This is a genomic window from Streptomyces albus subsp. albus, assembly GCF_000725885.1.
GTDB lineage: Bacteria > Actinomycetota > Actinomycetes > Streptomycetales > Streptomycetaceae > Streptomyces > Streptomyces albus.
Genome location: NZ_JODR01000029.1, coordinates 40,135 through 66,427, shown reverse-complemented (window position 1 = coordinate 66,427; position 26,293 = coordinate 40,135). Strand labels below are relative to the sequence as shown.

At 75.3% G+C, this 26,293-nt stretch carries 16 protein-coding genes; 10 read left to right on the top strand and 6 right to left on the bottom strand.

From position 1 onward, the window contains the following. Positions 1-218: 218 nt before the first annotated feature. The gene (locus IO40_RS0128045) at positions 219-962 is read left to right on the top strand and encodes a ferritin-like fold-containing protein (RefSeq protein WP_016469603.1); all 744 of its coding nucleotides are present in this window, start codon (positions 219-221) and stop codon (positions 960-962) included. On the opposite strand, the gene IO40_RS34165 is transcribed toward IO40_RS0128045, so the two are convergent. From IO40_RS34165 to IO40_RS0128025, 4 genes are all read right to left on the bottom strand, one after another. Beyond that, a complete protein-coding gene (locus IO40_RS34165; protein ID WP_016469604.1) occupies positions 913-1,281 on the bottom strand; it encodes a hypothetical protein in 369 nt (122 codons plus the stop codon). The genes IO40_RS0128045 and IO40_RS34165 overlap by 50 nt on opposite strands. A 213-nt stretch (positions 1,282-1,494) precedes the next feature. After that, entirely contained in the window at positions 1,495-1,722 is a 228-nt protein-coding gene (locus tag IO40_RS0128035) for a DUF3107 domain-containing protein (RefSeq protein WP_016469605.1), read from the bottom strand. A gap of 192 nt (positions 1,723-1,914) precedes the next feature. Continuing rightward, on the bottom strand, positions 1,915-2,538 hold the full coding sequence (locus tag IO40_RS0128030) for a TetR/AcrR family transcriptional regulator (RefSeq protein ID WP_016469606.1): 624 nt from the start codon (positions 2,536-2,538) through the stop codon (positions 1,915-1,917). Between the two features lie 122 nt (positions 2,539-2,660). Beyond that, entirely contained in the window at positions 2,661-2,897 is a 237-nt protein-coding gene (locus IO40_RS0128025) for a hypothetical protein (RefSeq protein ID WP_016469607.1), read from the bottom strand. Positions 2,898-3,100: 203 nt separating this feature from the next. On the opposite strand from IO40_RS0128025, the gene IO40_RS0128020 reads away from it, so the two are divergent. The 6 genes from IO40_RS0128020 (at position 3,101) to moeZ (ending at position 13,206) form a co-directional block, all read left to right on the top strand. After that, on the top strand, positions 3,101-4,141 hold the full coding sequence (locus tag IO40_RS0128020; RefSeq protein WP_031176360.1) for an alpha/beta fold hydrolase: 1,041 nt from the start codon (positions 3,101-3,103) through the stop codon (positions 4,139-4,141). Positions 4,142-4,144: 3 nt separating this feature from the next. Beyond that, complete coding sequence (locus IO40_RS0128015; RefSeq protein ID WP_031176359.1) at positions 4,145-5,614, top strand: DUF3152 domain-containing protein; 1,470 nt, start codon at positions 4,145-4,147, stop codon at positions 5,612-5,614. A 232-nt stretch (positions 5,615-5,846) separates the two neighbouring features. Further along, positions 5,847-8,207, top strand: a complete 2,361-nt coding sequence (locus tag IO40_RS0128010) for a DUF3492 domain-containing protein (RefSeq protein WP_016469610.1) — start codon at positions 5,847-5,849, stop codon at positions 8,205-8,207. After that, the gene (locus IO40_RS39955; protein WP_051719319.1) at positions 8,204-9,730 is read left to right on the top strand and encodes a hypothetical protein; all 1,527 of its coding nucleotides are present in this window, start codon (positions 8,204-8,206) and stop codon (positions 9,728-9,730) included. Before IO40_RS0128010 ends, IO40_RS39955 begins: the two co-directional genes overlap by 4 nt. A 244-nt stretch (positions 9,731-9,974) precedes the next feature. Continuing rightward, on the top strand, positions 9,975-11,153 hold the full coding sequence (locus IO40_RS0128000) for an SDR family oxidoreductase (RefSeq protein ID WP_016469614.1): 1,179 nt from the start codon (positions 9,975-9,977) through the stop codon (positions 11,151-11,153). Between the two features lie 874 nt (positions 11,154-12,027). Beyond that, complete coding sequence (moeZ, locus tag IO40_RS0127990) at positions 12,028-13,206, top strand: adenylyltransferase/sulfurtransferase MoeZ (RefSeq protein WP_030408441.1); 1,179 nt, start codon at positions 12,028-12,030, stop codon at positions 13,204-13,206. A 110-nt stretch (positions 13,207-13,316) separates the two neighbouring features. Here the strand turns inward: moeZ and IO40_RS0127985 are convergent, their stop codons facing one another. After that, positions 13,317-15,026: an alpha/beta hydrolase gene (locus IO40_RS0127985; RefSeq protein WP_031176356.1), complete on the bottom strand. Its 1,710-nt coding sequence runs from the start codon at positions 15,024-15,026 to the stop codon at positions 13,317-13,319. Positions 15,027-15,118: 92 nt separating this feature from the next. Further along, positions 15,119-17,908, bottom strand: coding sequence for a flippase-like domain-containing protein (locus IO40_RS0127980; protein WP_234335635.1), 2,790 nt, complete (start codon positions 17,906-17,908; stop codon positions 15,119-15,121). A gap of 575 nt (positions 17,909-18,483) precedes the next feature. Between IO40_RS0127980 and IO40_RS0127975 the strand changes: the two genes are divergently transcribed. The 3 genes from IO40_RS0127975 (at position 18,484) to IO40_RS0127965 (ending at position 26,283) form a co-directional block, all read left to right on the top strand. After that, entirely contained in the window at positions 18,484-18,882 is a 399-nt protein-coding gene (locus IO40_RS0127975) for an MGMT family protein (protein ID WP_041968749.1), read from the top strand. Positions 18,883-19,073: 191 nt separating this feature from the next. Further along, a complete protein-coding gene (locus IO40_RS0127970; RefSeq protein WP_016469619.1) occupies positions 19,074-22,520 on the top strand; it encodes an ATP-dependent helicase in 3,447 nt (1,148 codons plus the stop codon). Positions 22,521-22,794: 274 nt separating this feature from the next. Further along, complete coding sequence (locus IO40_RS0127965; protein ID WP_031176352.1) at positions 22,795-26,283, top strand: ATP-dependent helicase; 3,489 nt, start codon at positions 22,795-22,797, stop codon at positions 26,281-26,283. Positions 26,284-26,293 lie beyond the last annotated feature (10 nt).

Genomic DNA, 26,293 nt, shown 5'->3' with positions numbered 1-26,293 from the left:
GGCTGTCAGGTCGGAGCCGATCGGGCCACCGACCGGGCATCCGCATTTCATGCATGCAGTGAGTCCACCTCATCCAGTGGACCCTTATCACTGTACCGCGAAACCGCGCACCTGTACCGGGGCGAGCGTTGTGTACGAGCTGAGTGGGGTTGCCGGGGCGGTCTGCGGGACCGGGCGGGGGGCTTTGCGACCTGCGGTTGCGGGCTATCGTGCCGGGTATGGAGACGCCTGAGAAGACCGCCGACGGTTCCGAGCAGCCCCCCGCCACCTCGATCGCCACCCAGAACTGGGAGCAGGCCGCCGCCGAGCCCACGTACCGGGCCGCGGTCGTGGACCTGCTGGGGGCGCTGGCCTACGGCGAGCTGGCGGCCTTCGAGCGGCTCGCCGAGGACGCCAAACTGGCGCCCTCCCTCGCGGACAAGGCCGAGCTGGCCTCGATGGCATCGGCCGAGTTCGGCCACTTCGAGAAGCTGCGGCAGCGGCTGGCCCGGATCGACGAGGACCCCACGGCCGCGATGGAGCCGTTCGCCGCACCGCTGGACGAGTTCCACCGGCTGACGGCCCCCTCCGACTGGCTGGAGGGCCTGATCAAGGCGTACGTCGGGGATTCGATCGCCTCCGACTTCTACCGTGAGGTGGCCACCCGGCTGGACACCGACACCCGTGATCTGGTGCTGAGCGTGCTGGCCGACACCGGGCACTCCAGCTTCGCGGTGGAGAAGGTGCGGGCCGCCATCGAGGCCGATCCGCGGGTGGGCGGGCGGCTGGCCCTGTGGGCGCGGCGGCTGATGGGGGAGGCGCTCTCCCAGGCCCAGCGGGTGGTGGCGGAGCGGGACGCGCTGTCCACGATGCTGGTCGGCGGGGTGGCGGACGGCTTCGACCTCGCGGAGGTCGGCAAGATGTTCTCGCGGATCACCGAGGCCCATACGAAGCGGATGGCCGCGCTGGGGCTTGCCGCCTGAGTCCTGCCTCGGGTGCGAAGGGAGCGCTTCGCGGGGCGGGGGTGGTGCGCAGCGTGTCCCTGCGCCACTGCCTGCGCTCCGGGGCGTCCCGCAGCAGCAGTGAGAGCAGGGCCGTGCTGACGCCCAGCGCGACGCAGAGCGCCACGGGCAGATGGCCGGAGCCGAGCACGATCCGGGTGATCAGCCCGCCCACGAGAGCGGCGACCGGACCCGTGGCCAGGACGAGTCGCCGGTCGGGAAGCCGCTCGGGGAACCGCCTGGTCGCGGCGAGCGCGAGCGCGAGTCCGATGGCTGCGGAGCCGAGTGCCTCCCAGATCATGAGACCTCCCCGGGATGGACGGTGACGTGATCGCTGTCGCGGTCGTTCCCGTCCTCCCCCTGGGCAGGGACGTCGAAACGGCGCCCGCGGGATCAATCCCGCGGGCGCCGTTCCCTGTCACAGCGGGGGGCGGCCCGTGCGCCTGCCCGTGCGCCGTGCGCGGCCGTGCGGGCACCTCCACGTGCCCGTACGCGCTCGGGGTCGCGGGCCGGTTCAGATGGCCCCGAAGCCCACCTTGCGGCCCGACGGCTCCCCGATCTCGATGTAGGCGATGCGGTCCGCCGGCACCAGGATCTTCCGGCCGTGCTCGTCCGCGAGGCTGAGCAGCCCGGAGCCCTTCTCCAGTGCCGCGGCCACCGTGCTCTCGACCTCGTCAGGAGTCTGCTTGCTCTCCATGACGATCTCGCGAGGCGCGTGCTGCACGCCGATCTTGACCTCCACGGCTATGTCCCTCCGACGGTCCTGGTATCCCCGTGCGGATGCCCGGGGCGCGGTGCGCGGTCAGCCGCGCCGTACGGGAGCAACCCTAGCCCTCGGCGGGCACGGCGAGGGGGCGCGGTCGCACGCCTGCAGCGAACAACCGCGCCCCCGTGAGCTGCGGGAGAGTGCCTCCCCGGCGGGCGGGCCCCCGGCCTACTGCATCGGGAACCCGGCGATTCCGCGCCAGGAGAGCGAGGAGATCAACTTGGCGGCGGCGTCCCGCGGGATCTTCTGGCCGGCGCCCAGCCAGTAACGCGCGGTGATCTGTGCCATACCGCACAGGCCCACCGCGAGCAGCATGGACTGCTCCTGGGGGAGCTTGGTGTCCTCGGCGATGACCTCGCTGACCGCCTCGGCGCAGTCCAGGCTCACCTTGTCCACGCGCTCGCGCACCGCGGGCTCGTTCGTCAGATCCGACTCGAACACCAGTCTGAACGCGCCGCCCTCGTCCTCCACGAAGCCGAAGTAGGCGTCCATGGTGGCCGCCACCCGCTGCTTGTTGTCCGTGGTGGACTCCAGCGCCGCCCGCACCGCCTGGAGCAGTGCGTCGCAGTGCTGGTCGAGAAGCGCGAGGTACAGCTCCAGCTTCCCCGGAAAGTGCTGGTAGAGCACCGGTTTGCTGACACCGGCACGGTCGGCGATGTCGTCCATCGCCGCTGCGTGGTAGCCCTGCGCGACGAAGACCTCCTGAGCTGCGCCCAGCAATTGGTTACGTCGGGCCCGGCGGGGCAGACGCGTGCCACGCGGGCGCGCTTCGGTCTGCTCGATGGCTGTCACGCCGCCTCCCTGAATGTTCCTGAGCGCGAGCTGCGCTGCGCCGCCATCGTACTTTTCGGTAACGGGAGTGTGAGCTTCGCGGGCCCCGGAATTTCTCCCGCCGACCGGGCCTGGTGGGTGCTTTATCGGTACTCGTCCTCATTCAGCTCCACCACGCGTGCCTGCTCGGCGGCGTCGGCCGGATCGACCTCCCTGAAGCCGCCCGAGATGAGCGGCTCGTCGCGCTGGTGCAGCAGATCGGCCTGCTGTTCCGCGGCATCGGCCTCCGCGGCCTCCGGACTCTCCGTCCCCGGGGGCTCCTCCTCGTACGCGTCGTACGCGTCCTCGAAGGTCTCCGGGTCGGTCGGGTCGACAGGCATGCCGGCTCCCCTTTCCAGGCGGGGCCCGTCGGGCGGGCCCTCCTCATCGAGACTACGGGCGGGTCACCCGGGTCGCACGCCGCATGCACACCGGTGATGTGCGCGCCCTGTGTGAGCCCGGGAGAACCTCCTGTACCCCAGTGTGCTTCCCACGTGACGGTGAACACGTGAGGGAGCGTGTGATCGTCTCGTAACATTGCCCCATGTCCTCCACCGAGCAGCCGGGAACCCGTTCCGGGGCGGCCTCCGCCGCGGCGTTCCCCGCGAGCCCGCCGCGGTCCCGCGTCGGCGAGGGGGAGACGCTCCACGCGGTCACCCTCCCGGGGATGACGGTGGCGGTACGGGGGCTGCGCCGGGACGCCGCCGGCGAGCGGACCCCCGCCCTGTGCGTGCACGGCCTCGGCGGATCCTCCCTCAACTGGTCGGCTCTCCTGCGCGAGCTGGCCGGGGACGTGGACGGCGAGGCGATCGACCTGCCCGGGTTCGGCGACTCCCCGCCGCCGGACAGCGGCGACTACTCCGTCTCCGGGCACGCCCGCGCCGTCATCGCCTACCTGGACGCCGCCCGCCGCGGCCCGGTGCATCTGCTCGGCAACTCCCTGGGCGGCGCCGTCGCCACCCGCGTGGCCGCCGTACGGCCCGACCTCGTACGGACCCTCACGCTGATCTCGCCCGCGCTGCCGGAGATCCCGCCGCAGCGCACCGCCTGGCCGACCGCCCTGCTGGCCGTCCCCGGCGTCGCCTCCCTCTTCTGCTGGCTCACCCGCGACTGGACGCCCGAACAGCGCACCGGCGGCGTCCTGGGGCTGTGCTACGGCGATCCCACGCGGGTGGCCCCGCAGGACTTCGCCGAAGCCGCCGAGGAGTACGCCCGGCGGCTGCGGCTCCCCTACTTCTGGGATGCCATGGTCCGCTCGACCCGCGGCCTCGTGGACGCCTATACCCTGGGTGGCCAGCACGCACTGTGGCGACAGGCCGAGCGGGTGCTGGCGCCCACGCTGCTGATATACGGAGGGCGCGACCAGCTGGTCGCCTTCCGGATGGCCCGGCGCGCCTCCGCCGCGTTCCGTGACTCCAGGCTGCTGGCCCTCCCGGACGCCGGTCACGTCGCCATGATGGAGTACCCCGAGATCGTCGCGGGGGGCGTCCGCGACCTGATCGGTGACGCAGCCAGGGCGATCCGGCATTCCGACAGCCCCTCCGCCGGCGCCGAAGAACAGGGCCCCGGCAACTCCGAAAGGTGATCAGTGGGACGCCACAGCCGTAAGGGCAAGGCCGGTACACGCGGCCAGGAGCGCTCCGGAATACCGAAGCCCTCCCCGCACGCCGACCAGCCCGCCCAAGCCCGCCCCCGCCCCGCGGACCCGCAGGGGCAGCAGGGCGTGACCGGTGCGTGGGAGCACGGTGTGCCGCCCCAGCACGCCCCGGCCCGTCCCGCACCGGGGCAGCCGGGCCCCGGCGGCGCCGCACCCGGCCCGTACGGCACCCCGGCGCACGGCATCCCGGCACACGGCGTTCCCGCGCACGGCACCCCCGCGCACGGCGCTCCCGGTCAGGTGGACGAACCCGCCCGCGGCGGGCACCCGCAGCTCGGCGAGCCGGGCGGCCGGCCGCCCGGCGCCGGCTACGGCTACGCCCCGCCGCAGGTCCCCACTCACCCCCACATCCCCGGCCGGCGCAGCCGCACGGCGGGCCCCCGCCAGGAGTACCTCGACGCCTTCGAACAGGACGCCTCCGCACCCGGCGGCACCGCACCGGCGCAGCCGGCGGACGCTCCGGGCACCGTCCCCGCGCCCGGTTCCGCCGGTGAGGCCGGCCCGCCCGGACGGCGGCGCGGCGGTGCCGGGGAGTCCGAGCCGCCGGGCCGCCGCGCCGCCGGCGGGGCGCGTGGGCAGCGGCACGGCAGCCGGGCCCGCACGTACACCGGTATCGCCGCCGCGGCCATCACCACCGTCCTGGCCGTCGTCGTCGCCGCGCAGGTCGCGGACGGGAAGCACGGCGCCGGCCGGTCGGACCGCGGGCTGAGCACCGGCAAACGCGCCGCCGCGCCCGCGACCGGGGCCGACGCGGAGCGGGCCGACCGGGGGACGCGTCCCACGCCGGGGCACGAGCCCGGCTCCTACAACGCGAAGATGGCGCACGTCTACCCGCTGGCGGACGACCTCAAGGGTTCCGGGAAGTTCACCACCGTGCCCGGCCACGACGACGGCCCGGCCAAGGGGAAGCCGATCCGCTACCGCGTGGACATCGAAAAGGGCCTCCCCCTGGACGGTGAGCTGTTCGCCGAGGCGGTACAGAAGACGCTCAACGACAAGCGCAGCTGGGCCCACGACGGCGAGCGCAGCTTCGAGCGGGTCTCCTCGGGCGAGCACGACTTCGTCATCACGCTGGCCTCCCCGCACACCACCGACGTGTGGTGTGCCAAGTCGGGGCTGGACACCAGCCAGGAGAAGGTGTCCTGCGACTCGGCGGCCACCGAACGCGTCATGATCAACGGCTACCGCTGGGCCCGCGGCGCCGAGACCTACGGCGACGGCCAGATGCACGCCTACCGGCAGATGCTCATCAACCACGAGGTCGGCCACCGGCTCGGCCACGGCCACGTCGGCTGCCCGGGTGACGGCAAGCTCGCCCCGGTGATGATGCAGCAGACCAAGTACCTCACCACGGACGGCAAGACGTGCCGTCCCAACGCCTGGCCGCACCCGCGCGGCTAGCCCTCCGACCGCGTGGCCGCGGTGGCTTACGTGGCGCCCGTGACACCGGTGACCGGTGAGGCGGTCGGCTGAAACGCGCAAGAGCTTGGAAAGTCACGGCTGTTCACCCCTTCCGGTGGTGTGACGGACAACCGTCCACCGCGCGACGGGGGCGCGCATAGCGTCGTCCGCGTCCCGCTGCCGAGCCCTCCCGGGCCGGCGGCACGCCGCGAGACGGATCGGGGGTGCGCGCGTGCGCATCGCACTGCTTACGGAGGGTGGTTACCCCTATCTGCGGGGTGAGTCCGCGCTGTGGTGCGACCGCCTGCTGCGGGGGCTGCCCGGCCACGAGTTCACCGTCCACGCCCTCAGCCGCAGCGCCCGCCAGGAACAGTCCGGCTGGTGGCAGCTGCCCCCCAATGTGCTCCGCGTGCGCACCGCACCGCTGTGGGGACCCGGCCCGGGTACCGGAACCGGCGGCTACGGGCGACGTGACCGGCGGCGCTTCGCCGAACACTTCGCGGCACTCGCCACTGCCTTGTGCACGCCGGACACCGCGCCGGCCGCCCCCGGCACGGTACGCGGTACCCCGGCCCCGCCCCGCACCGCCTGCCCGCCCCCGCCCCACGGTGACGGCGCCCACCCGGCCGTACGCGGTGCGGACCGGCTGTACGCGGTGGGCGGCCACCGGTCGGCCGAGCCGGACGGACGGTTCCGGGACGGCGGGGGCGACGGCCGCTCCACCTCGCAGGCGGACCGTTTCGCCGCAGGTCTGTACGGGCTCGCCGAACTGGCGGCCGAGCGCGGCGGACTGGCCACCGCCCTCCGCTCCGAGCAGGCCGTCCGCATCCTGGAATCCGCCTGCCGCGCACCGGGCGCGCTCCGCGCCGCGCACGCCGTACAGGTTCCCGACCTGCTCGCCGTCACCGAACGGCTGGAGCGCGCGCTGCGCCCCCTTTCCCTCGACTGGTACGCACCGAGCGACCGGAAGGGCGGGGCGGGCCGGGCAGGCCGGGAGGGCGGTCTGGCCGCTGCCGACCTGTGCCACGCCGTCGGTGCCGGGCCCGCCGCCCTGCCCGGACTGCTCGCCGCCCACTTCTTCGGCGTACCGCTGCTGCTCACCGAGTACGGCGTGCGGCTGCGCGAGCACTACCTGGCGGGCGCCGCCCCCGGCGCGGGCGCCGTCGCCCGCGGTGTCTCGGGCGCCCCCGTACGCGCCCTCCTCGGCTCCTTCCAACGGCTGCTCGCCCACGAGGCGTACACCCGGGCGCAGCTGATCACCCCCGGGGACGGCCACGCCCGCCGCTGGCAGGAACGGTGCGGTGCCCCCCGCGACCGGCTGCGCACCGTCCACCCCGGTATGGACCCCGCTCCCTTCGACGCCGTCGGGGAGCCGGCCAGCCGTCTGCTGCCGCAGGAGGGACCGCACCCGCCGGGACCGCCCACCCTGCTGTGGGCCGCAGGGAGGATCAGCCCGCGGAAAGACCTGCGCACCCTGCTGCACGCCTTCGCCCGGGTCCGCGAGACGGTTCCCGGCGCGCGGCTGCGCATCGTCGAGACCGGCACACGGGAGGACGACGACGGCGGACCGGAAAACGGCGGACAGGACGAACAGCACGAGGAGCATTCCGCACTCTGCCGGGCGCTGGCCGCACGGCTGTGCCCTCCCGGCGGCGACGGCCGCGCGGCCGTCACTTTCGAACAAGTCGGCACCCCCGCGGGGCCCGCCCTCGCGGACGCGTACGCCGACGCGGACGTGGTCGTCCTCTCCAGCACCGTCGAAGGCTTCCCCAGCGCCCTTGTGGAAGCGATGTTCTGCGGCCGTGCCGTGGTCTCCACCGATGCGGGCGCGGTCCGCGAGGTCGTCGGCGGCACCGGCCTGATCGTCCCCGCCGGCGAGCCCCGCGCCCTCGCCCAAGCCTGCACCGCGCTGCTGGGCGACCCCGCACGGGCCGCGCGGCTGGGTGCCGCCGCCAGAGCGCGTGCCCTCGAACTGTTCACCGTCCGGCAGAACGTGGAGGCCTTCCGGGGGATCTACCTGGAGCTGATCTCCCGCCACCCGGCCGGTGCCACCGGGCCCGGCGCGGGGAGCGGCAGCGGAGAGGAACCGCCCCGGCCGTTCGCCCGCCCCGCGGAGGCCCGCCTGCCGGGTCACTGGGCGGGCGCCGCACGACGCGCCGCCACGCCTCCCGAGGGGCGGCACCCGGCCGCCCGGCCGGTCCGCTGCCGCAGCGGATCCGACGGTCACGGCCCCGCGCACGTCCCCAGCTGGGCCGCTCGCACCGTCCTCGACGGACCGGGCAAGAGCCCCCCGCCGCGCCGGACGGCACCGGACAGCGGCACGCCAAGCGAGCGCGGCCCGGCCACCACCGGACAGCGGCCGGGGACCCGGACGGACACGGCACGCGCCGACGCGGGCCCGCCCGGGACGGCCTGTTCCACGGCTCACCGGACAGAGGCGGCACGCGCTGATGTGCGTCCCGCCGACGCCGCCTGGACCACGGCCCTCCGCGCTGGGGCGGCCCAGGCCGGCGAGGAGCCGGCCGACGTCCGCTCCGACGGAGTCCGGGCGGCCCGTGCCCTCCCCGTCGAACAGGGGGAGGCGACCGCGTGAGTGCGCAGCCCGCTCCCGGCGACCCCGTACGGGCACTGCTGCGTCGGCACAGCGCACTGTGCGAACAGGCCGTCGACCCGCTGGAACTCGCCGCCGGACTGGAGGCCAGCGGGGTCACCGACAGCACCGCCGCACGCTGCCGGCACCGTGACGTCTTCTCGCTCGCGGAAGAACTGTTCGCCCGCACCACCCCGCACCCCCTCGACGGTTTCCCGCACGGAGCGCTGCCGGACCCCGCCCGCCCTCCCGGTGAACGGCCCCGCACGGACGGGCCGCTCCGCCCGGAGGACCGGCCCGGCCGGACGACGGCCCGGACCTCGCCCGGCAAAGTGGCCGCCGCAGAGCCCCCCCTGGGCGACCGGCCGGGCCGCCCGGAGGACCACTCGTGGGCCGGCAACCGGCCCGACCGCGGCCGGGCCCCCGCGGCAGCGGCCGGGCCCGGGGCGCCGCAGGGCCGCCGCGCAGCGGCCCCCGCCGGTGACGCGTGGGCGTCCGACGGACAGGCGCGGGCCACCCGTGACGGACGGGCGCGGGCCTCCGGCAGCGGGGGGCCGCCCGGTGGCGGGGCGCCGCGTTCCGGCCGGGAGGACCCCGGGCGGGCCCGGCCGCTGCGGGGCTGGTGCGCCGTCGTGCTGTGGCCGCTGCTGCCCGGGCTGCTGTGCGCGGGCACCACGGCCTGGCTGGTGTTGCTGGAGGGCGGGCCGGGACCGCTCCGGGCCGCCGTGTACGCGACGGGTGCTGCGGCCGTGCTCGGCAGCGCGCTGGTGGCCGTGCGCCTGGCGGTGCCCGCCCGCAGGGCGCACGGCGGGGCGCGGATGTCCCCGGTGCTGTGCCTGTGCGCCTGCTGGCTGACCGGTTACGCGCTGTACGGCGACTGGCTGCTGGAACAGCTGCTCGGCGGAGGGCCGGAGCTGACGGGGGAGGCGCCCCGGCCGTCCGTGGCCCGGCTTCCGCTGACCTGCGCGCTGGCCGTCGCACCAGCGGTCTGGTGTGTGCGCGGTTTCGCCCGGGGAGCCCGCCGCCGGCTGGCGGACAGCCGCAGCCTGGAGGAGTTCGCCGCCAGGGTGCGTCCGCTGCTCGCACTGACTGTCGTGGTGTTCGCCGCGAGCCTCCCGGTCCTGCACCGGGTGACCGGCGCCGCAACCCGGCTCCCCCTGCCGTCCCTGCCGTCCGCCCCGCCCGTGCCCGAGGAGCCCGAGCGGGGCGCCGCATGGGCCGCCGCGGCGCTGGGACTGCTGCTGTTCGCCGCACTGCTGCTGGCCGCGCACGGTTCCGGCCGGGCGGCCCGCAGGGGACTGGCGGTCGCCTGCCTGGCCGAGGCCGGGGCCCTGCTGACGGTCACGGCCGCACGGCTGCCCGGGCTGGCGGCGCTCGGGCGCCCCGTGGAGGCGCTGGTCGCGCACCTGGGGCCGGCGGCCGTGCCGTCGCTGGCCTGCGGCGTGGTGGCGCCCGCCCTGTTGGCCCATGCCGGTGTGGCCCTGGCCCGCGCCTCGGCCCACCACCGGGAGGCGGTGCCCGGATGACCGCCGCCCCGGACGGCGGTGCCCGCCCGGCAGCCGTACCGCGAGGCGGTACCCGGGTGCGCACCGGCCGGCCCTTCCGTCCCCGTTCCTGCACGGGCTTACGGACCCGCCCGTGCGACATCGACAAGGAGCACAACCCCATGACCCACGCGCAGTTGGCACAGCGAGGCCCCGAAGGGCGTCCGGGGCGCACCGTACGACCGCGCCCGGTCCCCCTTCCTCACCCGTCCGAGGAGGTCGCACGATGAGGGTGCTGCTGCTGGGCGCCACCGGCTACCTCGGCCGGTTCGTCGCCGACCGGCTGCTGGCCGACCCGGCCGTGCAGCTGACCGCGCTCGGCCGGGGTGACCAGGCGGATGTGCGCTTCGACCTGTCCACCGGCAGCCCGGGGGCGCTCACCCGGTTCCTGGACGCGGTGCACCCGGGCGTCGTCATCAACTGCGCGGGCACCACGAGAGGCAACGGGCGGGAGCTGATCCGGCACAACGTCGTGGCCACTGCTGCCGTCTGCGAGGCGCTGCGCCGCAGCGGCTGCGGCGCCCGCCTGGTGCACGTGGGCTGCGCCGCCGAGTACGGGCCCGCCCCGTCCGGTTCGTCCACCGGCGAGGACGCCGTGCCGCGCCCCGGCGGGCCGTATGGCGTCAGCAAGCTGGCGGCCACGGAGCTGGTGCTGGCCTCCGGCCTGGACGCGGTGGTGCTGCGGGTCTTCTCGCCGATCGGCCCGGGCACCCCGGCGGGCTCGCCGCTGGGGCGGGTCGCGGAGGCGATGCGGCGTGCCATGCAGCAGGGTGACAACGAGCTGAGACTGGGCGGTCTGGGGGTGCAGCGCGATTTCGTGGACGTCCGCGACGTGGCGCGGGCCGTGCACGCCGCCTCCCTCTCGGCCGCGCAGGGCATCGTCAACATCGGCACGGGGCGGGCGGTGCGACTGCGGGACGCCGCCTCGCTGCTGGCCCGGGTCGCCGGTTATACGGGAGCCGTCCACGAGCAGGGCGCGGGCGGCCCGCAGCAGGCGGCGGACGGCCACGGGGCGGGGGCGGCGGGCCCGGCCGCGCAGGGGCACGGTCTCCCGGGCGGACCGCAGGGGGCACTCGGCGGCGCGGGCGGCCATCAGGGGCCGGGGGGACACCACGGTCCCGGCGGTCACCACGGTCCGGGCGGTCATGGCCCGGTCGGGAACGCGCCGGTGATTCCCGCGCAGTCCCACGCGGCGCACCATGCCGCCCACGCGTCCCACGCCCCGCCCCCGGCGCCCCCGGGCCCCGCCACGGCCCCCGGCGCGTCGTTCCCGTACCCGGACGGCTGCGGCGCCTGGCAGCAGGCGGACGTCCGCACGGCCCGTGACCGTCTCGGCTGGCGGCCCCGTATCGGGATGGAGGAATCGTTGGCCGACATCTGGATGGAGGCCGCGTGCCGCATCTGACGACGCCTCAGGGCCGGGCCCCGTGGACGGGCGGCCGGGAGCCGCTTCGCCGTCGGCCCGGTCACGGCGTTGCCGGGCCCCGACCCGATGCCGGCGCCCGCCGAGTGGGCCGCGCTCGCCCGCCCGGGGGCCGGCGCCCCGGACGGCGCTGAGCCGGGGGCCGCTGCACCGGGGCCGTTGCACCGTGCGGTGCTCGATGTGGGGGACGGCCCGGGGGCCCGGCCCCGGCCCTTCCGGCATCCCGGCGGCTGCCGTCGCGCTGCGCTCGGCGGGCGTCGCCCTCCTCGGCTGTCTCGTCATGCGAGACGGTGCGCGGACATGCGGGGAGCCGGCCTCCCGGACGCACCGGTTCCGGGGCTGGTACGGGGTGGACGGCTTCCCTCCGGCGGGCTGCCCCGGCGGGCCGGACCGGCTCCGGCGCACCGGGCGGTCGGCCGTCGGCCTGTGCGCGCTGCCAGTCGGCGGGCTCCTCCTGGCGCCCGCCGGGCCGGTGCTCCCGAGCCTCCGCAGTACGCCGGGCCAGCTCGTCACCCGCGCCGGGGCGGGGCGGACCACCGCAGGTCGCAGGCCGAGGAGCGGACGGCGCCCACCCGTCGAGCGCGTCTGCCACCGGGTGCGCGCACTGCCGCGCACCGACCGGAAGGTGGCACTGGGCATCGCCCGCCGAAAGGAGCCGGAGCCGTCTGCCGCACGGACCGGGCCCGTGCGCGGAGGCCGGGCCCGTGGGCGGCGCTGCCCGGCTGCTGGGACGCGCTCGTCTCGTGCCTTGGACCAGGTGTCTCGGAATGAGACGGCGCGTGGCAGTGTTACGAGAGGAACAACCCGCCTCCGGGCGGGTGACTTCCCGCACGTCCCACCGACCATCGGAGTCTCCGTGTCACTGCCACCCCTGGTCGAGCCAGCCGATGAGCTCACCGTCGACGAGGTCCGCAGGTACTCGCGTCACCTGATCATCCCGGACGTCGGGATGGACGGGCAGAAGCGGCTCAAGAACGCGAAGGTGCTCTGTGTGGGCGCGGGCGGCCTCGGTTCGCCCGCCCTGATGTATCTGGCCGCAGCCGGTGTCGGCACGCTCGGCATCATCGAGTTCGACGAGGTCGACGAGTCGAACCTGCAACGGCAGGTCATCCACAGCCAGGCGGACATCGGCCGCCCCAAGGCGCAGTCCGCCAAGGACACGGTGCTGGGCATCAACCCGTACACCACGGTCAACCTGCACGAGGAGCGACTCGACTCCTCGAACGTGATGGACATCTTCGCGCAGTACGACCTGATCGTGGACGGCACGGACAACTTCGCCACGCGCTACCTGGTCAACGACGCCTGCGTGCTGCTCAACAAGCCGTACGTGTGGGGTTCGATCTACCGTTTCGACGGCCAGGCCAGCGTCTTCTGGAGCGAGCACGGGCCGTGCTACCGCTGCCTGTACCCGGAGCCCCCGCCGCCCGGCATGGTGCCGAGCTGCGCCGAGGGCGGTGTGCTGGGCGTGCTGTGCGCCTCCGTCGGTTCCATCCAGGTGACCGAGGCCATCAAGCTGCTGGCGGGCGTGGGTGACCCGCTGGTCGGCCGCCTGATGATCTACGACGCCCTGGAGATGAACTACCGCCAGGTCAAGGTCCGCAAGGACCCCGACTGCGCGGTCTGCGGCCCGAACGCGACGGTCACCGAGCTGATCGACTACGAGGCGTTCTGCGGCGTCGTCTCCGACGAGGCGCAGGAGGCGGCGGCCGGCTCCACCATCACTCCCAAGCAGCTCAAGGAGTGGCTGGACGACGGCGAGAACATCGACGTCATCGACGTGCGGGAGCCCAACGAGTACGAGATCGTCTCGATCCCCGGTGCCCGGCTGGTGCCGAAGAACGAGTTCCTGATGGGCAACGCCCTCCAGGACCTCCCGCAGGACAAGAAGATCGTCTTGCACTGCAAGACGGGTGTCCGCTCCGCGGAAGTCCTGGCGGTGCTGAAGAACGCCGGCTTCTCCGACGCGGTGCACGTCGGCGGCGGCGTCATCGGCTGGGTCAACCAGATCGAGCCGGAGAAGCCCGTCTACTGAGCCGGCCCGGCCGCGACCCTCTGTCGGGGGCCTGGTGAACAACCGTCCGAGGGGCGGCACGGATCGTCGTCCGTGCCGCCCCTCGGCGTGCCACCGGGTGCGCCACGGCGTCACCGGCAGTCGGTGCCGTCCTCGGGAACCTTGCCGTTGAGCAGATAGCGGTCCACGGTGCGCCGCACGCACGCGTTGCGGCTGTCGTAGGCGCCGTGGCCCTCGCCCCGGTAGGTCACCTCGACGCCGACGTCGTCGCCCAGTTCCCGCTTCATGGCCCGGGTACCGCCGTAGGGGGTGGCCGGGTCGCCGGTGGTGCCGATCAGCAGGATCGGCGCGGACCCCTTCGCCCCCACCGGCGGGGACGTCCACCTGCCCTTGACCGGCCAGCCGTGGCAGGAGGACAGCCCCCAGCCGGAGGTCGGGCCGAAGACGGGGGAGGCCTCGCTGAAGCGGGGCAGCTCGTCCTTGATCTTCCGTTCGCCGTAGCGCTGCCGGTTGTCCGCGCAGCTGATGGCCGTCAGGGACGACTGGAGGGTGCTGTAGGTGCCGTCCTGGTTGCGCCCGTTGAGGGCGTCGCCCAGCAGCAGCAGTGTCGAGCCGTCACCGTCGGACAGCGCCTCCTGAAGGCCCTGGCTGAGCAGCGGCCAGGTGTCCTTGGCGTAGAGGGCCTGGGCGATGCCGCCCTCGGCCAGCGCCTCGGTCAGCTTCCGGCCGCTGTCGGTGGGCATCGGTTCGGCGTCCAGGTCGGCCAGCAGGTCGGTGATGCGCTGCCGGCCCTCCTCGGGGCTGTCGCCGACCGGGCAGCCCCGGTCGTGTTCCGTGCACGACTTCAGATAGTTGTCCAGCGCCAGCTGGAAACCACTGCTCTGGCCGAGAGCGCCCTGGTCGGGGGTGGAGGAGGGATCGACGACGGCGTCGAAGACGGCCCGGCCCACCCGCTCGGGGAACAGGTGGGCGTAGACGCCGCCCAGTTCGGTGCCGTAGGAGATGCCGAAATAGTGCAGCTTTCTGTCGCCGAGCACCTGGCGCATCAGATCCATGTCGCGCGCTGTGTTCTCCGTCGTCAGATGCGGCAGCAGAGCGCCGGCCTTCTTCCGGCAGCCCTCGGCGAACTTCTCCTGACGGGCGAAGAGGCGCTGCTCCTCCGCGCGGGTGTCCGGCGTCCAGTCGGCGGCGAAGTAGGCGTCCAGTTCGCGGTCGCTCAGGCAGGTGACGCCTTCGCTGCGGCCCACCCCGCGCGGGTCGAAGCTCACCAGGTCGTACCGGCGGCGCAGCTTCTCGTAGTCCTGCGCGAACGAGGGCAAGGTGGCCACCCCCGAGCCGCCCGGCCCGCCGAAGTTGAACAGCAGCGACCCGATGCGCTTGCCGCGGCCCTCACGCCGGGGAGCGCGGATCAGCTCGATGCCGAGCGTCCTGCCCCGCGGCTTGCGGTAGTCCAGCGGCGCCTTCATCGTGGTGCACTCCCAGCGGGCGCCTCCCGGCAGCGGGGACGGCGAGCCGGTGTCGGTCCCCTGGGCGGCGTTCGGCTCGGGACAGCGCGACCAGTGCAGCCGCTGCCGGGTGAGGGAACGCGGCAGCGCGGGCCCTCGCCGGTGGGAGGGGCTGGAGGAGGTGGCGGCGGGGGAGTCCGGGGAGCGGCCCTGGGCGGCCCCCTGCCGGCCGCCGACGCGGCCCGCCTCCCCGCCGGGCCGCTCCGCTCCCCGGCTTCCGTCCGGTTTCCCCGTGCCGTCCGTGCCGCCGTCGGCACAGCCGCCGGCGAGGGCAGCGGTCACCATGAGCGCCGCCGCCAGGGCGACGGCCGGCCGCGGAGAGCGGATGTGGCGCATGGGACGTCCTCCCGTACAGACGGTTGGACGTTCATCGTGCGTACGGGACGCCGGGCCCGGCGCGCTGTGCGGTGCGTACGGGTGGTGTGCCCCTACAGGGCGCCCTTGCGCGTCAACTGGGTGAACGACAGCCAGCCGGGCAGCACCGGCAGCCAGAGCGTCATCAGCCGGAACAGCAGCACGGCCGGGGTCGCCACCTCCTTGGGCACCCCGAAGGCGATGAGCGCCGCGATGAGGGCCGCCTCCACGGCACCCAGGCCGCCCGGGGTGGGCGCGGCCGAGCCGAGCGCGTTCGCCGTCAGGAAGACCACCGCCAGGTTGGCGTAGCTCGTCTCGTGCCCGAACGCCCTCACGCACGCGTCCAGGCACATCACGAACGCCAAAGTCAGCAGCAGCATGCCCAGCACACCGGTGAGCAGTTTCTGCGGGCGCTGCACCACGTCCAGCATGCGCGGCACCACACCCGCGAACAGTGACCGCACCCGGTCGGAGACGAACCGCCGCAGCGCCGGCACCGCCGTGACGATCAGCACCAGCACGGCCGCCGTCAGCAGCCCCGCGATGACCGCGCGGGACGGCGAGAGGGTGGGCGTGTGCTCGGTCCCGGTGATGTAGCCGAACAGCAGCAGCAGCGTCACATGGCTGCCCAGCCCGAACAGCTGCGAGGCGCCGACGCTGGCCACCGCGTGCCCCGGCCGCACCCCCGAACGCTGGAGGAACCGCGCGTTGAGCGCCACACCGCCGACCGCGGCCGGGGCGACCAGTTTCACGAAGGACCCCGCCACCTGGGCCTGCACGGTCCGCCACCACGACACCTTCTCCGGCACGAAGCCCAGCAGCGCCATGGCGGCGCACACATAGGTCAGCGCCGAGAAGGCGACCGCGCCGCCCACCCACGCCCAGTTGGCGTCGGCCACCACCCGCAGCGGCACCTGCGAGAGCTGGGTGAGCAGGAAGTAGGCGGCCAGGGTGCCGGCGATGAAGCTGACCAGGGTGCGCGGTCTGATGCGCTCCAGCCGTGCGGGCTCTATGGGCGCCTGCGGCCTGATCCGCAGCACCTCCTGCCGGATCTGCGCCAGCAGGTCCTCCTCGCGGGCCTCCTCCAGCGCCTCGTCTATGGCCCTCTTCTCCGCCTGCTTCTCCGCGCGCAGCGACTTGCGGTGCGCCCGCCCCGCGGCCTCGGCCCCGTGTGTCCCGCCGTGCGCCCGGGCGGCGCCCGCCTTGGCCTCCTTGTGGGCGCGGGACGCCTCGATGACGGCCTCGCGCTCCCGCTGGGCCCGCTCCTTGCCGAGCCGCCGCAGGGTGGTGCGGGTGCTGCGGCTGAGCGCGATGGGCTGGAGCAGCGGCAGACTGTCCGCGATGGCGTCCGGGCCCAGCACGTCCACGGCCGCCGCCACGGCCCGCTCGGCGCCCACCCGCAGACCCATGGTGGTCAGCAGCTGTGCGATGTCCATGCGCAGGATCAGATCGCCGGCCGCGATCTCGCCGCCGCGCAGGTCCGTCAGGTACACCTCGCCGGAAGGGGCCACCAGCAGCGCCTCCCCGACCAGCCTGCGGTGGGCGATGCGCCGCGACTGGAGGGCCCGCACCTGCCGCCACGCCGCCCGCATCAGCTCGTCGGTGACCTGCTCGTCGGGCAGCGCGTCGAGGCTGCGTCCGGGCAGGTGCTCGTAGACGAGCATCACGGCGTCCGGACCGAGTTCGGAGGTGGCGATCAGACGGGGCGCGTTGGCGCCCGCGGCGATGGCCGCGTAGGCCAGCAGCGCCTCCTGCTCCAGCGCCTGGCGCAGCGACTGGAGGCTGCGCCGCTGGGTGATGCCGCGCAGCGCCAGACGCCGCCAGACCCGGTAGTAGTAGCCCTGCGCCTGCTGTTCGCGGTCCACGACGGTCACGGCCAGCGGCGGGCCGTCCTCCAGGGTGACCCGGTAGCGGCGCCCGCGGTCGGTGTTGTCGCGTTTGTCGGCCTCGCTCGGGTCCTGCAGCCGCAGGGCGCTGACGGGGCGGAAACCGACCCTCCGCAGACCCGCCAGCAGTGTCTGGCCGGTCGGCCGGATGTTGGGGGTGCCGACCGCGTAGAGCGTGCCGTAGGCGATCGTCCAGCCGATCAGGATGGTGATGACGATGGAGAACGCGGTGGTGTAGCCGGGCACCAGCACGGCGAAGGCGTTGAGCAGCAGCACGCCCCACAGCACCACCCGCCAGCGCGGGCGGCGGGCCATGCCGACCGCCGTCATGTAGGCGATGACCGGCGCCAGATAGCTGTGCACCGGGGTGGTGGCGTCCTGCGGGGTGATCGCCTTGGTGAGCGCGTCCCGGATGGAGTCGGGCGCCGCCTGGGCCACCCACAGGTCCACCGCCAGGGAGGCGCCGTGTGCCAGTACGGCGGCCAGCACCCCGTCGGCGATGCGCAGCCCGTCCCGTTTGATGAGCCGTTCGACGGCGAACGCGACGGGCACGAGCAGCACCGCGATGCTGGAGGCCAGCCCCGTGATGCTGATGAGCAGGTCGGGCGCCTCCGCGGTGCCCTTGTCGATGTCCTGTTCGAGTCCGGCGGTGGTGCCGTGCGCGAAGTTGGCAATCATCAGGACGAGGGCGATGCCGAGGATGCCCAGCACCATCCGCAGCAGGTCCGAGGGGCGGTGCACCCGCGCGGACAGCAGCGGCTCGTCGCTCTCGACCTCGATGCGGTCCCCTCTGGCGACCGCCTCCAGCTTCTCGCCCGGCGCCGGCGCCTCGCCCTCCCCGCCGGCGGCCTCGCCGCCGGGTGGGCGTGGGTGTTCGTCCTCGCCTCCGGGCTTGCCTCCGTCCGGGCCTTCGGGCTCGCCTTCGTCGGTGCCCTGGGTCCGGCCGGGGCCCTCGCGCTCGTCCGGGGCCTTGCCCATGCCCCTGTCCTTGCCCGCGCCTGCGCCCTCGGCCCCGGTTCCGGTTTCGCCGGAGACTTCGCGCTTGGCTTCGCCGGGGCGGCCGGTGCCGTCGCCGGGTGTGCCGTGGCTCTCGGGTGTGGCAGGTCCCGGCGGGTTGCCCGGTTCGCCGTTGCTGTCGGGAACACGGGGTTCGCGGGGCTTGCCGGGGTCGCTGTGCCGGCCGGGCTTGCCGGGATCGCCGGAGGTGCCGTGCTCGCCCGGGGTGCTGTGCTCGCCGGGGTCGCCGGGTTCCGGGCTGGGGGAGTGGTTCACGTCTTCGGGGGTGTCCGGGGTGTTCGTGCCGTCGTTCCGGGCAGCACGGCCGGCGGCGGGTGCGCCCTCTGCCTGGGGCCCGTCACCCTGCCGCTGCCCGGATTCGGTCTCGTCCTGGTCCCGTATCACTCGTCACCGCCCGGAAGATGGTGGCACGAGGGACGGCCCGCCGGGAGCACGAGGGGGCATTCCGGGGTTCCCGGGGAGGAATCGGCGGGCCCTGTGCGGAGGCTGTGGACAACTCCAGGCGGCTGTCGGTGGCATGCGGCAACATGGCCCGTATGCCTGGAAATTCCCGCAGCGAGGCGCTGTCCGACGGCCATGCCGCGCCGTCCGACGCGGACGTCCCCGCCCTGCCCGATTACGCGGAGCGCGTACTGGATCTTGCCGAGACGATCCCCGCGGGACGGGTGATGACCTACGGCGACATCGCCGAGTGGCTGGAGGAGGGCGGCCCCCGCCAGGTGGGCAGGGTCATGGCGCTGTACGGCGGCGCGGTCTGCTGGTGGCGGGTGGTGCGCGCGGACGGCGTACCGCTGGCGGGCAAGGAGCACGAGGCGCTGGCGCACTACCACGCGGAGGGCACCCCGCTGCGCGAGAACACCGCGGCGTCCGGCGCCCCGGGGCACATCCCGCGCATCGACATACGCCGGGCCCGCTGGGACGGACGCAGCGGGTGACGCCGGGGCGCTCCCCGCGCTGATCCTGCTCACAGTCCCCAGCTTCCGTCATGCGGGCACCCCCGCGGCGCCCGGCAGTCCGTACGGAGTACAGCGCCCCCGCGGGGTGCGGGAGCGAGGCGCTGCGGCACGCGTGTCCGCTGGCGTAGCGTCTGTACCGCCCCGCACAGACCTCCCTTTAGGCGATCCACGTGAGTCCCTCCGTCACCACTGACACGCATCAGCGGCCCCGTGAGCCCGGTGCGTACCGGCTGGTGCGCACCGCGGCGGGGCCGGCCGACCTCCCTGCCTCTGACGCGGCACAGCGCGCCGTGGTTGACCACCGGGGCGGCCCTCTTCTCGTTCTCGCGGGGCCGGGTACCGGCAAGACCACCACCCTGGTCGAGTCGGTGGCCGCCCGGGTGCGGGAGGGCGTCGACCCGGAGCGCATCCTGGTGCTGACCTTCAGCCGCAGGGCGGCCGTCGATCTGCGCGACCGGATGACGGCCCGGCTGGCGCGGCTCGGGCCGTCCGGCGGGCTGCCCCGCCCCGCCGCGCCCGGCGGTCCGGACGGCACCGCCCCCGGCGGGCCGGCGAACGGGCGTCCCGGGGAGGCCGTGCCCGCCGGGGGCGTACCGGCCGCCCCCCGGGCGACGACGTTCCACTCCTACTGCTACGCCCTGGTGCGCGCCCACCAGGACGCCGATCTGTTCGCCGAGCCGCTGCGGCTGCTGACCGGTCCCGAACAGGACCTGCACATCCGCGAGCTGCTGGAGGGCCAGATCGCGCTGGAGCAGCGGGGGCGCGCCACGGTGCGCTGGCCCGACGAACTGCGCGCCTGTCTGACCACCCGCGGCTTCGCCGACGAGGTGCGGGCCGTACTCGCCCGCAGCAGGGAGCTGGGCCTGGGCCCCGGCGCGCTCGACGCCTTCGCACACCGTGCCGGACGGCCCGACTGGCGGGCCGCCGCCGGCTTCTTCGCCGAGTATCTGGACGTACTGGACGCCCAGGGCGTGCTCGACTACGCGGAACTGGTGCACCGCGCCGCCCTGCTCGCCGAGCGGGAGGAGGTCGCCGCCCGGCTGGATGCCGCCTACGACGCCGTCTACGTCGACGAGTTCCAGGACACCGACCCCGCCCAGGTGCGGCTGCTGCGTGCCCTGGCGGGCGGCGGCGCCCGCACCCTGGTGGCGTTCGGCGACCCCGACCAGTCGATCTACGCCTTCCGGGGGGCCGATGTGGGCGGCATCCTCGACTTCCCCCGCCTCTTCCGGCAGCCGTCCGGGGCGCCCGCGCCGGTCCGGGTGCTGCGCACCGCCTGGCGCCCCGCCCCCCGGCTGCTGGAGGCCACCGGCAGGCTGACCGCGCGCATGCCCCTCACCCGGCTGCCCGCCGAGGCCGTCCGCGCCCACCGCACGCCCGTCCCGGCGCCCCGGGCGGCGGAGCCCGGCAAGGAGGGCCGGGTGGAGGTGTTCACCTGCGCGACCGCGGGCGCCGAGCTGGACAACATCGCCGACCTGCTGCGCCGCGCCCACCTGGAGGAGCAGGTGCCCTGGGGCGAGATGGCCGTCCTGGTCCGCGCCGGCGGGCGCTCCTTGCCGGTGGTGCGGCGCGCGCTGGTCTCGGCGGGGGTCCCTGTGGACGTGGACGGCGACGACGTGCCGCTGCGCCACGAGCCGGCCGTCGCCCCGCTGCTGACCGCGCTGCGGGTGGCGGCCCAGGGCGCCCTGGAGGGCCGGACCCGCCTGGACACCGAGACGGCGCTGACCCTGCTGACCTCCCCGCTCGGCGGGATGGACGCCGCCGATCTGCGCCGTCTGGGCCGGGCGCTGCGCGAGGAGGAGCGCGCGGCCGGCGCCAAGGTGCCCCGCCCCTCCGACGTGCTGCTGGCCGAGGCGCTGGCCGAGCCCGAACGCCTGGCAGCCCACGCCCCGCACCCGGCCGCCGTGTCGGGGGCGCCGGCCGGCACGTCCTTCGAGAGCGCCCACACGCTCGGGCTGCTGCTGCGCAAGACCCGCGAACTGCTGGCCGGTGGCGGCACCGCCGAGGAGGCGCTGTGGGAGCTGTGGGCCGGCACCGGCTGGCCCGCCCGGCTGGAGCGGGCCGCCCGCCGGGGTGGCCCGGCGGGGCGCAACGCGGACCGCGATCTGGACGCGGTGTGCACCCTGTTCGCGGTCGCGGCCCGCGCGGAGGAGCGCGGCGGCGGCCGGGGCGCCCTCAACTTCCTGGACGAGCTGGAGGCCCAGGACATCGCCGCCGACACCCTGGTGCAGCGCGCGGTGCGGCCCGAGGCGGTACGGCTGCTGACGGCGCACCGCGCCAAGGGCCGGCAGTGGCGGCTGGTCGTGGTCGCCGGGGTGCAGGAGGGGCTGTGGCCGGACCTGCGGCGGCGCGGTTCGCTGCTGGAGGCCGACCGCATCGGCAGGGACGGCATCGCCGAGCCGCTGCCGGCCTCCGCGCTGCTGGCGGAGGAGCGCCGCCTCTTCTACGTCGCCGTGACCCGGGCGACCGAGCGGCTGGTGGTGACGGCGGTGCGCGCCCAGGCGGAGGACGGTGACCAGCCGTCCCGGTTCCTGACGGAGCTGGGCGTCGAGCCGCAGCACCTCACGGGCCGGCCGCGCCGCCCGCTGTCGGTGCCCGCGCTGGTCGCCGAGCTGCGCGCCACCACCGTCGACCCGTCGGCGTCGCCCGCGCTGCGGGACGCCGCCGCCCGGCGGCTGGCCCGGCTGGCGGCCGAGCGGGACGACGAGGGTTTCCCGCTGGTCCCGGCGGCGCACCCGCAGCGCTGGTGGGGGCTGGCCGAACCGACCCGGGCGGCGGTGCCGCTGCGCGACCGGGACCGGCCCGTGGCGCTGTCCGGCAGCGCGCTGGAACAGCTGGCGCGCACCTGCTCCCTCCAGTGGTTCCTCGCCCGGGAGGTCAAGGCCGACGAGCCGGCGACCGCCGCGCAGGGCTTCGGCAACGTGGTGCACGTGCTGGCCGACGAGGTGGCCTCCGGCAGCAGCCCCGCCGACCTGTCGGTGCTCATGGAGCGGCTGGACGCGGTGTGGGACGGGCTGGCCTTCGACGCGCCGTGGAAGTCCCGGCAGGAGAAGGAGAGCGCCCGGGCGGCCCTGGAGCGGTTCCTGCGCTGGCACGTCATGGAGCGCGGCGAGGGCCGCCGGCCGGTCGGCAGCGAACACGGTTTCGAGGTGACGCTGCGGGCGGGTGAGCACGCCGTCCGTATCCGCGGCAGCATGGACCGCGTCGAGCGGGACGCGCAGGGCCGCGCGTACGTGGTGGACTTCAAGACCGGCCGCACCCGCCCCACCGGCCCGGAGGTCGCCGCCCACCCGCAGCTTGCCGTCTACCAGCTCGCGGTCCGGGAGGGTGCCGCCGACGAGCTGTTCGACGGGCGGCGCCCCGAGCCGGGCGGCGCCGAACTGGTGCACCTGCGGCTGGGCGCCGCCAAACGCGACGGCGGGGACACGCTGCCGGTCGTCCAGCGTCAGGAGCCGGACGACGGCCCGGGCCCCGACTGGGTGGGCGAGCTGCTGGCCACCGCCGCCGCCCGCGTACTGGACGAACGCTTCACCCCCTCGCCGGGCCAGCACTGCACCCACTGCGCGTTCCGCTCCTCCTGCTCGGCCCGCCCGGAGGGCCGCCAGGTGGTGGAGTGAGCGGCCGTACGGCCCGCCTGCCGTCCCCCGGGGCCTGTGACCTTCGCCATCGTGGGTGCCCGGCGCCCGGCGGACGGACGGCGGCCACACCGGGGACGGACGGCGGCCACGCCGGGGACGGACGGGCGGCCATGCCGGGGACGGACCGCCGCCACGGCGCGAGGGACGGCGGCCACGCCGGAAGAAGCCCCCGAAAACGTCCTCCCTCCGGGGGCCGGCGCCCCTCCCGGGGGAGCGGCGCCGGCTGTCAGCCGCGGGCGCTAGCGTCTGAGGAGTGCCCGCACAGCTCACCCACCCCGCGCAGCTCGCCGAGCTGCTCGGCATCCCGTTCACCCCGGAGCAGACGGCCTGCATCACCGCGCCGCCCGCCCCGCAGGTGATCGTGGCCGGGGCCGGGTCGGGCAAGACGACCGTCATGGCGGCCCGCGTGGTGTGGCTGGTGGGCACCGGACAGGTCGCGCCGGACCGGGTCCTGGGGCTGACGTTCACCAACAAGGCGGCCGGTGAGCTGTCGGACCGCGTCCGCAAGGCCCTCCACCGGGCCGGTGTCCTGGACCCCGACCCGGCGCCGGATCCGGGGGCCGGCGAGGCGGCCGAGGCGGGGGAGCCGCAGATCTCCACCTACCACGCGTTCGCGGGGCGGCTGCTGAGCGAGCACGGGCTGCGGCTGGGCATCGAGCCGACGGTGCGGCTGCTGGCGGACGCCACCCGCTTCCAGCTGGCGGCCGGGGTACTGCGGGCCGCCGAAGGGCCCTTCGAGGCGCTCACCAAGTCGGTGCCCGCCCTGGTGGAGGACCTGCTCGCGCTGGACGCCGAACTGTCCGAGCACCTGGTCGGCCCGGAGGCGGCCCGCGCCCACGATGCGGAACTCCTCGCCTCGCTGGAGGGCGCCCGCCTCACCAACGACAAGCTGCGCAGGATTCCCGAGGCCACGCGGGCGCGGGACGAGCTGCTGGGCCTCGTCGAGGAGTACCGCGCCCGCAAACGGGAACTGGAACGCGTCGACTTCGGCGACCAGATCGCGCTGGCCGCCCGCCTCGCACAGCTGCCCGACGTCTCCCGGGCGCTGCGCGAACAGTTCTCCGTCGTCCTGCTGGACGAGTACCAGGACACCTCCGTCGCCCAGCGGGTCCTGCTCGCCGGACTGTTCGGGCAGGGCACCGGCCACCCGGTGACCGCCGTCGGCGACCCCTGCCAGGCCATCTACGGCTGGCGGGGCGCCTCCGTCGCCAACCTCGACGACTTCCCCCGCCACTTCCCGCACGCCGACGGCACCCCGGCCCGCCGCCAGTCGCTGAGCGAGAACCGGCGCAGCGGCGGCCGGCTGCTGACCCTCGCCAACGGGCTGGCCGCGCCCCTGCGGGAGCGGCACGAAGGGGTCGAGGCGCTCCGCCCCGCGCCCGGTGCCGAACACGACGGCCTCGTCCGCGTCGCCCTGCTGGACACCCAGGCGGAGGAGATCGCCTGGCTCGCCGACTCCCTCGCCCACCTGGTGCACACCGGCACGCCGCCGGGTGAGATCGCCGTCCTGTGCCGCGGTGCCGCCGATTTCGCCGAGATCCAGGGCGCTCTGGCCGCGCGGGACCTGCCCGTCGAGGTGGTCGGCCTGTCCGGGCTGCTGCACCTGCCGGAGATCGCCGACCTGGTGGCCGTCTGCGAGGTCCTCCAGGACCCCACCTCCAACGCGGCGCTGGTGCGGCTGCTGACCGGCCCCCGCTGGCGGATCGGCCCCCGCGACCTGGCGCTGCTCGGCCGCCGCGCCGCCCTGCTGGTCGCCCACCAGCGCGCCGGTGACGAGAGCGCGGACCCGGACGAGCGGCTGGCCGCCGCCGTCGAGGGCGCCGACCCGGCCGAGCTGCGGTCCCTCGCCGACGCCCTGGACACCTTCCTGGAAGCCGACGGCTACGACGACGAGCTGCCGTTCTCCGCCGAGGCCCGGGTGCGCTTCGCACGGCTCGCCGCCGAGCTGCGCGACCTGCGCCGTTCGCTGGCCGACCCGCTCATGGACGTCCTGCACCGGGTGCTGGCCGTCACCGGGCTGGAGGTGGAGCTGGCGGCCTCCCCGCACGCGGTGGCCGCCCGGCGGCGCGAGACACTCGGCCAGTTCCTCGACCTGGCCGCCGGCTTCGCCTCCCTCGACGGGGAGGCGACCTTGCTGGCCTTCCTCGCCTTCCTGCGGACAGCGGCACAGTACGAGAAGGGCCTGGACAGTTCCCTGCCGGGCGGCGAGAACACGATCAAGGTGCTGACCGCGCACAAGTCGAAGGGCCTGGAGTGGGACGTGGTCGCCGTGCCGGGCCTGGTCGCCAAACAGTTCCCCAGCGAGCAGCCCCGCGAGACGTGGCTCACCCAGCCGAAGGTGCTGCCGTACGCGCTGCGCGGCGACGCCGCCACCCTGCCGCCCGCACCCGACTGGCACGCCAAGGGCCTCAAGGAGCACGAGAACGCGCTGCGCGCCCACCAGGCCACCGAGGAGCTGCGCCTCGGCTACGTCACCTTCACCCGGCCGCGCAGCCTGCTGCTGGGCTCGGGCCACTGGTGGGGACCCGCCCAGAAGCGGCCCCGCGGCCCCTCCGTGTTCCTGGAGGCCCTGCGCGCCCACTGCGAGGCCGACCCGGCGCACGGGGAGGTCGAGCACTGGGCGGAGCCGCCCGGTCAGGACGCGGCCAACCCGGCGCTGGCCGAGCCCGCCGAGGAACGCGTCTGGCCGCTGCCGCTGGACGAGGAGGCGCTGGCCCTGCGCCGGCAGGCCGCCCAGCGGGTCCTCGACCACCTGGAGGGGCACCACCCGGAGGAACCGCAGCAGCAGCCGGAAGACCCCCGCCCGGAGCCGCCGCACGTGGACGGCCCCCGCCCGGAGGGCCCGCCCGCGCCCCGCACAGGTGAGCCGGCGCACCCCGCGACGGCCGGGGGACCCGCCGCACCGCCTGGCACCGGGCCCGGCGGCCCGGGCCCCGGCTCCGGCCCCGGCTCCGGCACCGGCGAGCTGACCCCCGAGGAGGCGCGGCTGGTCGCCGCCTGGGACCGCGACCTGGACGCCCTCACCGACGAGCTGCGCCGCTCCCGCGCGGCCGTCCGGGACGTACCGCTGCCCGGCACGCTCAGCGCCACCCAGCTGCTGCGCCTGGCCGCCGACCCGGAAGGCTTCGCCCGCGAACTGGCCCGGCCCATGCCGCGCCCGCCCAGGCCCGCCGCCGCCCGCCGGGGCACCCGGTTCCACGCCTGGGTGGAGTCCCGTTTCGAGGAGCTGACCCTGCCCATGCTGGGCCCCGACGAGCTGCCCGGCGCCGAAGGCGAGGGCCCCGACGGCAGCGAGCCGCCGCACATCACCGACGAGCGTGACCTGGCCGCCCTCAAGGAAGCCTTCGAGCGCACCCCCTACGCGCACCGCACCCCCTACCGGGTGGAGGCGCCCTTCCAGCTCGTACTGGCCGGACGCGTCATCCGGGGCCGTATCGACGCCGTCTACCGGGAGGAGACCCCCGACGGCGGTGTGAGGTTCGACATCCTCGACTGGAAGACTGGCCACGGCCAGGACGCCGACCCCCTCCAGCTCGCCGTCTACCGGCTGGCCTGGGCCGAACAGCAGCGGATGCCGCTCACCCGGGTCGGCGCCGCGTTCTTGTACGTACGCAGCGGAACCGTGGTGCGCCCCGAGGGGCTGCCCGACCGGGCGGAGCTGGAGCGACTGCTGCTGGACGCCGCCCACGGGCCGCCGCCGGGCAGTCATCCGGCTGACGGAGGATCACCCTGGGCCCGCTAGGCTCGATGGC